11 protein-coding genes are annotated in these 10,869 nt (G+C 45.8%); 1 reads left to right on the top strand and 10 read right to left on the bottom strand.

The annotated features are described in order from the left end of the window. Window positions 1-509: 509 nt before the first annotated feature. On the top strand, window positions 510-1,328 hold the full coding sequence (locus AC0YN7_RS12765) for an SDR family oxidoreductase (protein ID WP_475810378.1): 819 nt from the start codon (window positions 510-512) through the stop codon (window positions 1,326-1,328). Window positions 1,329-1,432: 104 nt separating this feature from the next. Here AC0YN7_RS12765 and AC0YN7_RS12760 read toward each other — a convergent pair whose 3' ends face one another. The 10 genes from AC0YN7_RS12760 to AC0YN7_RS12715 all read right to left on the bottom strand — a co-directional run bounded on the left by AC0YN7_RS12760 (window position 1,433) and on the right by AC0YN7_RS12715 (window position 10,815). After that, window positions 1,433-1,921 carry a cytochrome c biogenesis protein CcdC gene (locus AC0YN7_RS12760; RefSeq protein WP_475810377.1) on the bottom strand — a complete coding sequence of 163 codons (489 nt, stop codon included), beginning with the start codon at window positions 1,919-1,921 and terminating at the stop codon, window positions 1,433-1,435. 209 nt (window positions 1,922-2,130) lie between these two features. Continuing rightward, window positions 2,131-2,445, bottom strand: coding sequence for an RNA polymerase sigma factor (locus AC0YN7_RS12755; RefSeq protein WP_475810376.1), 315 nt, complete (start codon window positions 2,443-2,445; stop codon window positions 2,131-2,133). Between the two features lie 528 nt (window positions 2,446-2,973). Continuing rightward, entirely contained in the window at window positions 2,974-4,455 is a 1,482-nt protein-coding gene (locus AC0YN7_RS12750) for an amidase family protein (protein WP_475810375.1), read from the bottom strand. A 167-nt stretch (window positions 4,456-4,622) separates the two neighbouring features. Further along, window positions 4,623-5,108: an SRPBCC family protein gene (locus AC0YN7_RS12745; protein ID WP_475810374.1), complete on the bottom strand. Its 486-nt coding sequence runs from the start codon at window positions 5,106-5,108 to the stop codon at window positions 4,623-4,625. A 43-nt stretch (window positions 5,109-5,151) separates the two neighbouring features. Beyond that, window positions 5,152-5,397: a hypothetical protein gene (locus tag AC0YN7_RS12740; protein ID WP_475810373.1), complete on the bottom strand. Its 246-nt coding sequence runs from the start codon at window positions 5,395-5,397 to the stop codon at window positions 5,152-5,154. Window positions 5,398-5,601: 204 nt separating this feature from the next. After that, window positions 5,602-7,149 carry an L-glutamate gamma-semialdehyde dehydrogenase gene (gene pruA / locus AC0YN7_RS12735; protein ID WP_475810372.1) on the bottom strand — a complete coding sequence of 516 codons (1,548 nt, stop codon included), beginning with the start codon at window positions 7,147-7,149 and terminating at the stop codon, window positions 5,602-5,604. Between the two features lie 41 nt (window positions 7,150-7,190). Beyond that, window positions 7,191-8,096 carry an arginase gene (gene rocF, locus AC0YN7_RS12730; protein ID WP_475810371.1) on the bottom strand — a complete coding sequence of 302 codons (906 nt, stop codon included), beginning with the start codon at window positions 8,094-8,096 and terminating at the stop codon, window positions 7,191-7,193. 5 nt (window positions 8,097-8,101) lie between these two features. Then, window positions 8,102-9,313 carry an ornithine--oxo-acid transaminase gene (locus AC0YN7_RS12725; protein WP_475810370.1) on the bottom strand — a complete coding sequence of 404 codons (1,212 nt, stop codon included), beginning with the start codon at window positions 9,311-9,313 and terminating at the stop codon, window positions 8,102-8,104. Window positions 9,314-9,472: 159 nt separating this feature from the next. Beyond that, complete coding sequence (locus tag AC0YN7_RS12720) at window positions 9,473-9,763, bottom strand: DUF6509 family protein (RefSeq protein ID WP_475810369.1); 291 nt, start codon at window positions 9,761-9,763, stop codon at window positions 9,473-9,475. A 119-nt stretch (window positions 9,764-9,882) separates the two neighbouring features. Then, entirely contained in the window at window positions 9,883-10,815 is a 933-nt protein-coding gene (locus AC0YN7_RS12715; protein WP_475810368.1) for a manganese-dependent inorganic pyrophosphatase, read from the bottom strand. Between the last annotated feature and the right edge of the window lie 54 nt (window positions 10,816-10,869).

Raw genomic sequence — 10,869 nt, 5'->3', positions numbered from 1 at the left:
TCATCACTGTAATGCTGTCTATTCTCGCTCATACCGGACACCTCTTCTTCATTTGTAGATTATTATCTAATTTCCCTTAAGAGGTGTCCACTTTTTATTCTAGTTCCAAAAACGAGCTTATAGCCTTCAAACAAACCAACAAATGCGCTGTAAGCTCGATAATTGAGCTTATAGCCTTCACTCAAACCAAGATATGAGCGGTACGCTCGATGACCGAGCCTACCGCCCTCAAACTAACCAAGAAATGGTTGTAACCACCCACACGATGCTTATAGCTGCAGTCGAGTTAAAAGTCTAACCATCTCTAGTTTTTTCGATAATTGCCATTTCTAAGAAAACTACCTCATTTCTTAGAAAAGGAGTTGCCTCTCAACGAGCCTTCATATTTTCATGGTTTCCCCTTAGTTCCTTCGTTTGATTCGTTATAAAAGTGTCAATCCTTATAAATGTGGGTACATAAAAGAAACATGAAGTTTAATCTGGATGCTACGAATGGAGGATCTTAATAGATGTTATCGCCTGAAATAAACGTAAATGAGGGAACTAGCTTACTCCGCGTAAAAGATAAAATTGCGTTCATAACCGGAGCAGGTTCTGGGATCGGCCGTGCCACTGCTTTGCTTTTGGCTCAGCAAGGAGCAAGCGTTTGTCTCGTTGACTTAAACAATAATCGCAGTGAGTCAGTTGAGCAGCAAATCCATCATTCAGGCGGCGAATCATTATTCATAGATACTGATGTTTCTGACCCTGAGCGTATGCAGCAGGCCTATCAAACTGCTATAGACCACTTTGGGCGAATAGACATTGTGTTCGCGAATGCGGGAATAAACGGCACCCTCTCTCCCATTGAAGATTTGACGCCTGAAGCATGGGACCATACCCTAACAACCAACTTAAAGGGCACCTTTCTAACTGTAAAATATGCAATTCCCCATATGAAGCAATTCGGAGGAAGCATCATTATAACCAGTTCCATTAACGGAAGCCGCAGGTTTTCCGGATTTGGCATGTCCGCATATAGTAGTTCAAAAGCAGGGCAGGTCGCTTTTGCCAAAATGGCCGCACTTGAGCTGGCACGATATAAGATTCGCGTTAACGTGATCTGTCCCGGCGCTATACAGACCAATATCGGCGAAAGCACGAAATCAACGCCCCAAGTCGATAAGATCAAAATTCCGGTTGAGTATCCTGAAGGCAATCAGCCGCTGGAGCATGGACCGGGTCAACCTGAGCAAGTAGCGAATCTGGTATTATTTCTGGCTTCGCATGAATCGAGTCATATTTCAGGTACTGAAGTGTTTATTGATGGCGCGGAAACACTTCTATAGCATCGACAAAATAGAATGCCAAGCTCTTGCCTAAAAACGCCAAAAGGCTGCTGAGATTTGTTCAGCAGCCTTTTGGCTTTAAAGCCTATTTTATTCATCATTTATTAAGATTTGACTCCGTTTAATTGGCTTTGATCCTGAAGCAGCTTACGAAACTTGATAAACGATACCGTTCTCCAAGGCAAAATATAACCAATTGCTACAGTAATAAATAGTGCGCTTTGCGTTGCCGCATCCATTGCGTTCAAATAGTCACGAAGGAGAAAACGAACGGCAAGTACGGCTAGAAATGCGATGATGAAGCTTTTATTTTTGACAGCATAAATCATCTGATCTGATCGCCGTTCGTAATTAGTCGTCCAGATAAGGGGTATCGAAAGCAGCACTCCGAATGTCAAAGCGCTGCCCCATTCCCAAGCTAAGGCGTGAACATCGGGGCTCATAATTAATTGAAAACTCGGCAGCAAGAATACAATCGGTACGAGCAGACGAGCTCCCTTCCCCTTGATTGGTCGGTACATTGCCCTCGTTCTGCGCCATAAGACCAAAGCAGCAACAGCAATTATAATAACGTACAGTGATATAGAATCCATTAAGTTCACCTCATGATTTAGTATATTTCAACTATATGGAAATCAAGGGTCGCTAAGTAGTGACGATAGTCATAATCTTTTGTCACATTTGGAATTTATTACATTCACGTGTTCCAGCAAGGTGTTTTGATTATTGGACTTTACCTTCAACTATAATACTGTCGAATAGCTTATCGTTAAAATAGACCTCTAGCTTCCAACGGCCAGCCTCAGTAAGTTTGATGCCTGAAGGTATCGAGGTAGTAGATCAGAATAACCTTTTTAAGGAAAGCTGATTTCTGGTAATTCATTGCTGTGTTGCGCGCGATTTCGAAAAGCCAGGTTTTCACTGAGCTATCTCCCCGGAATGAACCAATGGAACGGAGCGCGCTAATAAACGTATCCTGCGCAATGTCTTCTGCTAGATGCTCCCGACGAGTTAGGAAAAACGCATACTGCCAAACATCGTGCCAATAACGCTGAACCACTATTTCAACATCCGCCGCTCCCAAGCTAGTGGCGCATTTGAGGTAATCATCCTCCATCCGACTCCCTCCCCTCACTAAATAGACAATTCATTTAGCAAAAGGTTCCCACTTTGGCTAACTTTAATATATGGCTATGTTAAGCGTTCCTCTTCATTCGGGAGCATTTGGCCTCTTTAGCACAAATAACGGATCTATTGGTCCGCATGTATCTCGGAATAAGGGGATTGTTCACAAATAAGCGCTTCTGTGTCTGCTGCCTTATTGCTATGCCTGCATAGTTTCAATATTTGCAATTAAATGAGGCAGCAAGAGGGGGAGCCGCGATTTAGTTTCAGGGGATAAACTTAATTGCCGGGTTAGCTCGCTCCGCACCCTCTTTCCGGTGAATTAGCTGCTAATTCTGAAACTAAATCGTACCTATAACCATAATGACTCTCATTAGTTTCACAATGTAGAACTAATTTCACCTCACCTCCAAGCTGCCTCTTCCGGATGAATATGTACTTTCATGGCGATTCTTCCTTTTCTTCTGTTACAGAAGAAAACTCGCTATTTTCAAAATACAACAGAGTTATTTAACATAGCCTATTTTAAAATAGGCGGGTAACGATGCTTAGTCGCTTTCTCAAAGCCATACGCTATTTTGATCAATGTCGGTTCACTAAACGCCGTTCCTATAAAAGTAATGCCCTGCGGCCCTTTCGTTGAATAGCCGCCTGGAGCAATAACGCCGCTTTCGGCAAATCCGCCTGGGACGGTAACTGCAGGATACCCCGCTCTAGCTGACAGACCATCACCGTCCTCGTCTCCGAGAAACAGCAGCGCATCTAATTGATGCTCCTCTAAAACAGCATCTATGCCTTGCTTGCCAGCCAGCTCTTTATTTCTCAATTTGCTAACCAAATACTCTTGCTCCGTAAGGGTCCCGCTTGTTTCCTCCGACCATAGGAGTACATCTTGCCCGTATTTTAATGCTACTTCCTCATGTTGAAGATTATAAGCAATGAGTTCTTTAAGGGAATGAACAGGTACCGTTTCATCTACGGTCGCTAAATAATCATTCAAATATTTTTTGAATTCATAACGCATGATACTCTCACCCCAGTCAACCTGCTCACATGGCAGTATGACCGGATCAATAATCGTTGCGCCTGCTTTTTTCAAAACCTTAATTGCCGACTCCAATATCTCAAGCCTAGCTTCATCCAACGAATTCATATAAAACCGCGGAACTCCTATTCTTGCTTCCTTCAAAAAGTCTGCATCCAAAAAAGGTGTATAATCTCGATAAGAACGATTAGACTCACATAAAGTAACTTCATCCCGCACATCAGACCCTGTTAGAGCTCCCAAAATAATAGCTGCATCTGTCACTGTTCTTGCCATGGGACCAGCAGTATCTTGGCTATATGTAATAGGAATGATGCCGGAACGGCTCACTAATCCGACTGTTGGTTTTATCCCAACGAGATTGTTATGACCCGCGGGGCTAATGATAGATCCCGATGTTTCGGTTCCGATCGCCGCGGCCGCAAAATTTGCTGCAACAGAAGCTGCTGAGCCTGAGCTTGAACCGCCAATGAACAGCTCGCCCGGTCCATATGGATTTAGCACAAGCCCTCCTCTTGAGCTGTACCCCGCCCACATCGTATTTGACATAAAGTTTGCCCACTCTGTCATGTTCGCTTTTCCGAGTAAGACGGCGCCCGCGGAACGCAGATGTGACGCAACAAATGAGTCCCTCGCCGCAAAAGAATTCGCCAATGCCACCGACCCTGCACTCGTATGCATTTTGTCATGCGTATCAATATTGTCCTTCAACAAAATAGGAATGCCGTGCAGCCTTCCCCGGCTTCCACTCTCGACCCGTTCTGCATCCAGCGCCTTTGCGATTTCAATAGCTTCGGGATTAATTTCTAAAATAGAATTAATTCTCGAATCATACCTGCGTATGCGATCCAAATATAACTTTACAAGCTGCTCTGAGCTTAACAAACCTGCTTCCATAGCAGTTTGCATACTGGTAATATCCGCTTCAATAATCCATTCCTCTAGCTTCATACTCATTAATGTATCCCCCTAATCCATTATCGATGGTTCATACCATTCTATGATTAACTATAAGGAACAGATGAATTTATACCCAAGTAAAAAACAACTATTAACTATATTTTACACAAAATAGGCATGTCGGAGTTTATTCCAACATGCCTTTATTTGCGATGACATCCCTATTATTGATCTCCAGCAGCTTTCTCTACTGCTTGTACATATTTTGGATACCAGCCGTTCCATTCATTTTCTCGGGACTCTATCGTCCTGCCATCGAGCAGCGCTTCAATAACGTCTAGACAAACATGCCACCCTGCAAGATCTCTAGGTGTGTGGGTGGTCATTTTGTTGATCACTTCTTTCAACACCAGCTGGCAGCCCTCTGGCTCCGAGGACAACTCGAAGCGAACCCGATCTTCGCCCCATGTATATTCCAATACTGCATTCATTTCAAGTGCTGTAATCTTCATTTCCTCAAAGCTGCCATCCTGCATGTCAAATTTAATCGTTCCTCCCTCACGAAGATCATCGACCTGGAGCTCTGAAAACCATTTTGCCAATTGCTCGTTATCCGTGAGCATAGACCATACCTTTTCAACCGAATGTCCAAGATGACGTTCAAACCGAGCGACAAATCCGGTATCAGCTTTTTCAATGACAGCTAACATGATCATTCTCCTTCTCGCGATGGCGTTATATATGAAATCTTTCTCAATCATTTCTAGGCTGTTTAGGAATCACGCGAGCGGGCCTCTCTACCCAATTTTCACGGTTCATTCGTTTCACCGTATTGATGCGAGTCTCCGCTGCAGTGGGTTCCGTTATGACGGGAGCTTCGGACTCAGTGCCAGCACTGCTATTGTTAGCGGCTGCCACAGCTTTGCTCTTACTGCTACCCCCTGGTGGTCCGCCTCCGCCATTGCGTTTCCCCTTGTTCCATACTCTTCCCTTACTCATGTTAACACTCCGTTTCTATGTGCATACGTATCATTGTACAATTGGTCCTCTTCATTATAATTCACTTGACCTAATCGATCTATCCTGTTTTTCCCAAGTTAAAATTCCCATGCTTTTAACCCCCATTGGGACTGCAGCTAAATACTGCGAATACAACCAATGGAGGCCATCTATATGCATAAAACCGTTACTTACTTCTTGCCGTTAGAACCGTTCTGTTACGACCTTCGCTTGCGTGAACAATAATAAATAATCGCGGCCGCCCGCCTTTGAATCGGTACCTGACATGTTGAAGCCGCCAAAGGGCTGAACGCCGACCAACGCCCCTGTACATTTTCGATTAAAATAAAGATTGCCGACATGAAACTGCTCGCGCGCCTGCTCCAGTCTGCTCCGATTACGTGATATAACGGCCCCCGTCAGACCATATTCCGTATTGTTGGCAATATCCAATGCCGCATCGAAATTTGCCGCTTTAATAAAGGCGAGAACCGGACCGAATATTTCCTCCTGCGCGATGCGAGCGTTAGGCGCAACATCCTTAATGATCGTCGGCTCAATAAAATAGCCGCTGCTATCTCCTATGCTTCCCCCTTGCACGACTATCCCTTCTGTACGTCCAACCTCGATATATTTTAAAATGCTGAAATACGCCCGCTCATCGATAACAGGCCCTATATACGTCGCTGCATCGACAGCCTTCCCTAGCTTCAGTCGCTTCGTCCGTTCAACGACCTTCTCTACGACCGCATCATAAACCAACTCATGTACGACAGCTCTTGAGCATGCGGAGCATTTCTGCCCTGAATAGCCAAATGCAGATGCCGTAATCGCATCCGCCGCTAATTCAAGATCCGCGTCCTCATCGACGATAATCGTATCCTTGCCGCCCATCTCAGCAACAACACGTTTTATCCATTTCTGACCCTGCTGGATAAGCGCGGCCTTCTCATTAATACGTACACCTATCTCTCTTGAGCCGGTAAAGCAAATAAAGCGCGTAAGCGGATGCTCAACCAAATAGTCGCCCACCTCACTCCCTGCTCCCGGCAAAAAATTAACAACGCCGTCTGGGAGCCCCGCTTCCTCCAGCAGCTCGATAAACTTTGCCGCAATGACTGGCGTTGCGCTTGCCGGCTTCAGCACAACCGTATTGCCAGCGACAACGGCGGCCATCGTCATGCCAGCCATAATCGCAAGCGGGAAGTTCCATGGCGGAATAATAACGCCAACGCCAAGCGGTATATACACGAGCTCATTGTCTTCACCCTGCACAGTTACAAGCGGCTGACGCTCTGACAGACGTTCTATTTCCCGTCCATAATACTCCATGAAATCAATAGCTTCCGCGGTATCCGCGTCAGCCTCCGCCCGGCCTTTACCCGCTTCATAAACGAGCCACGCAGAAAATTCATGCTTACGCCGCCTTAATATAGCCGCGGCCTTATAAAGCACCTTCGCTCTAGCAAGCGGTTCAACTCTCTTCCATTGCTCGAATGCAGCTGCAGCAGCAAGCATCGCTTTGTTAGCAAGCTCCGCATCCGCCTGCGATACGATCCCCACCAGCTGCTTAACATCTGATGGATTAATCGACTTTCGCTTCGTAATCGTTTCGATGCGATCCGCTCCAATTTTCAGCGAATATTCCCGTCCTAGCTCTAATTCCACCCTGTTAAGCGCTTCTTGGAAAGCAACACTATTGTCGGTTATAGAAAAGTCGGTAAAGGGCTCATTCTGGTAAGGCTCCCGCATTAGCGTATCCTCCTGCCGTTTTTAATCATTTTCTGCGCGATTCACAAAATTTGCTCTCCCAAAAGTGAGCCTATGAGCTCCACCGTAAGCTTGGCTGTTTGATTGTTTTGGTCGCGGCTTGGATTAACCTCCACAAACTCCGCCGATACAACGAGCTCTGATTGATAAAGCAGCTCCAGAGCAAGATTAGCCTCCCGATAGCTTAAGCCGCCAATAACAGGAGTGCCTGTGCCTGGCGCCTCATGAGGATCTATGCTGTCGATGTCGAAGCTGACGTGAACGCCGTCCGTTGCTTGCTGCAGGTGACGAATGACCCTTTCCATAACTCGGCTGATTCCGAGTCGATCAATATCATGCATCGTATAGCAGGCTATGCCCAAGGAACGAATATATGCCTTCTCGCCGGGATCAAGCGACCTTGCTCCGATGATCGCGACATGCTCCGGTTTTATTTTCGGAGAGATGCCTCTAATAGCTGTTAATAACGGATTGCCTCGTCCGAGACTGACCCCCAGAGACATGCCGTGAATGTTTCCCGACGGACTCGTCTCCTCGGTATTCAAATCGGAATGCGCATCAAACCAGATGACGCCAAGATTACTGTAATGCTCAGCTAAGCCCGCAATGGTGCCAATCGAAATGCTGTGATCACCGCCTAATACTAAAGGAAACTCGCCTCCAGCAACGATGTCCGACACGCGACCTGCCAACTTTTCACTCATTTCAAGCACCTCTGCCAAATGCTTGGCATGTACGTTCTCGACAGACGATGTTTGCGCCGGATGCACCATAATCTCCTCTGCTACACGATACGTGATGCTAAGCTCATCGAGCTTAGATAATAATGAGGCAGCTTCTATAATATGGGCCGGCCCCTGCTCAGCACCCGAGATGCCAGCCCCTTTGCCAAAAGGAACCTTCACAATGGCTACTTGTTGTTTAATCATGCCCGTCAGCCTCCCGTTTCGGTGCTGATGCAAAACACGGCCGCGATGCGCTCATAAGCCCAGTCAATCTCTTCTTCAGTAATGATAAGCGGCGGTGCCAACCGAATCACATAATCATGTGTTTCCTTGCATAACAGTCCAAGCCGCATCAGCCTTTCACAGTAATCTCGAGCGGGTGTGAGCAGCTCGATCGCGATGAATAAGCCTCTTCCTCTTATCTCAGCTATGTCAGGATGGTTAATCAGGTTCAGCTTCTCCATAAAATATATCCCTAACTGATCAGATCGCTCTGCTAGTCTCTCTGACTGGATAACATCAAGCGCTGCAATCGCCACCGCACAGCTTAATGGATTGCCGCCAAACGTAGACCCATGTGAACCAGGTTCAAAAACGTCCATAATAACCGAATTTGCCGCTATCGCTGAGACAGGCATGACGCCGCCGCCAAGCGCCTTTCCCATAATATAAATATCAGGAATAACCGCTTCCCAGTCACAAGCGAATCTGCGTCCCGTACGCCCGAAGCCCGTTTGTATTTCATCTGCAACGAGCAAAATCTGTTCGTCTGAGCATAGCTTAGCTAATTCAGTCAAAAAACCACTTGGCGGAATACGAATGCCCGCTTCACCTTGAATCGGCTCGATGAGCACCGCAGCCGTGTTCGGGTTTAAAGCTGCTTTTAACTCGTCGATATCACCATATGGAATTATCCGGAAGCCTGGAGTAAAGGGCCCGAAGCCATATTTATATGCTGGAGTTGATGAGAAGGAAGTAACCGTAATTGTCCTGCCGTGAAAATTTCCTTCGAAAACGATAATTTCAGCCTGTTGATCCGGAATATTCCTCACATCATAAGCCCAACGCCGTACCGCTTTAATAGCTGTTTCTACCGCTTCTGCTCCCGTATTCATGGGCAAAACCCGCTCTTTATCGGTATAGGCAGCCAGCTTCTCCAGAAAGAGTCCCATCGTTTCATTGTGAAACGCGCGTGACGTTAAGGTCACCTTATCTGCTTGCTCCTTCAACGCTTGAATAATGCTGGGATGGCGATGTCCTTGGTTCAATGCCGAATAGGCGCTGAGCATATCCATATAACGCTCACCTTCCTCATCCTGCACCCACACACCCTCTGCGCGGCTGATAACGATTGGCAGGGGATGATAATTTCGGGCTCCGTACCGATCTGCCAGTTCCATGTCATTCTGTGCCCTGGTCATCTCCCGCTCCTTTCCGTATGCCATACAAAAATAATGGTTTATGCATTTTATGCGGTAAGTCGACAGCAAATAACCGTCTCAGCGTATAAGGCTGAAACGGTTATTTGTTGTTGCCTATATGGGATATTCATAAACGAAGTCGTTTAATAAACTCCCCTATTATGCTTGTTTATAGTGCTCTGTACAGAAATCAAAAACCATTTTTTCTTCGTCTTCTTCCATTTCGAAGTCTATGTACGCATTGGATGATTTGACTAGAAACTCGTATTTCACAATGCGTGCGCCGTCCTCTTCCACGACATAAACGACACGCATGCAGACGCCATCCTCATTATAAAGCTCGTCATCATCCGGCACATCCAAATCAAGCACAAACTCATAACGCTCGCCTGTCAAAATGCCAAACGGATCCTTCATATTTTGAACGCTATATTCGGTAATTGAGAACATTCCATCCACTCCTCTTCTATTTTAAAAACGTGAAACTTATAAAATCTTATAATTAAGCAAAAGCAGCCTGAAACTTGATAATCAAGTTCCAGACTGCCGTTCATGATTCATTAGTCAGCTTACATGCCGGTCAATGTTTCAGTAAGTACAGGGACAATTTGCGATTTACGAGATACAACGCCTTTAAGAATCGCCTTGTTATCCTCTAGAGTTACATTATAAGCTTTCTCTACCGCGTTTGCTACTTTACCTAGTGAAAGGGCAACGGAATCATTATTCAAAATATCCGTTACAACGAGTACGAATAGATCAAGGCCCTTAGCTGCAATGATTTCATTAAGAGCTGCTTCCAGCTCAACTTGACGGGACAGCACATCATTTGTATCCACCGCATTAACTTGTGCGATTTCTACTTTGTAGCTTCCCATTGAAAATTCCTTCGCATCGAGCGAGATCAGCTGAGCAATCGTCTTGTCGCTAAGATCAGCTCCAGCTTTCAGCATATCAAGTCCATAGCTGTCTGCGTCAACGCCAGCGATAACTGCTAGCTCACGAGCTGCCGCTACATCCTCATCCGTGCAGGTTGGGGATTTGAACAACAGGGAATCAGAGATGATTGCAGATAACATAAGGCCAGCAATTTCCTTACGAATCGTTACGCCATTTTCTTTGTATAATTTATTCAATATCGTCGCTGTACATCCAACTGGCTCTGCGCGGAAATAAAGCGGGTGGCTAGTTTCAAAATTAGCGATACGATGGTGATCAATAACTTCAACCACGCGTACTTTATCGATATCGTTAGCGCTTTGTTGACGTTCGTTGTGGTCAACCAAAATAACGGTTTTTGCTTCATCAGCCACATTCTCTACAAGACGAGGTGCTTCGATGCCGAAATAGTTCAATGCATATTGTGTTTCACCGTTAATTTCACCAAGGCGAATCGCTTCAACGTTAGCGCCCAGCTTCGTTTTCAACTCCGCATAAGCAATCGCCGATGTGATCGTGTCCGTATCCGGATTTTTGTGTCCGAAAATTAGAGTTTTTTCCATTGTGAGACTCCTTTAAGGTTATTTGTCGGCCGGCACGAGCAGACATCTGCAGCC

The organism is Paenibacillus sp. J31R122 (assembly GCF_056269185.1).
The sequence above is the reverse complement of the archived record's forward strand: the minus strand, read 5'-3'. Positions and strand labels throughout refer to the sequence as shown.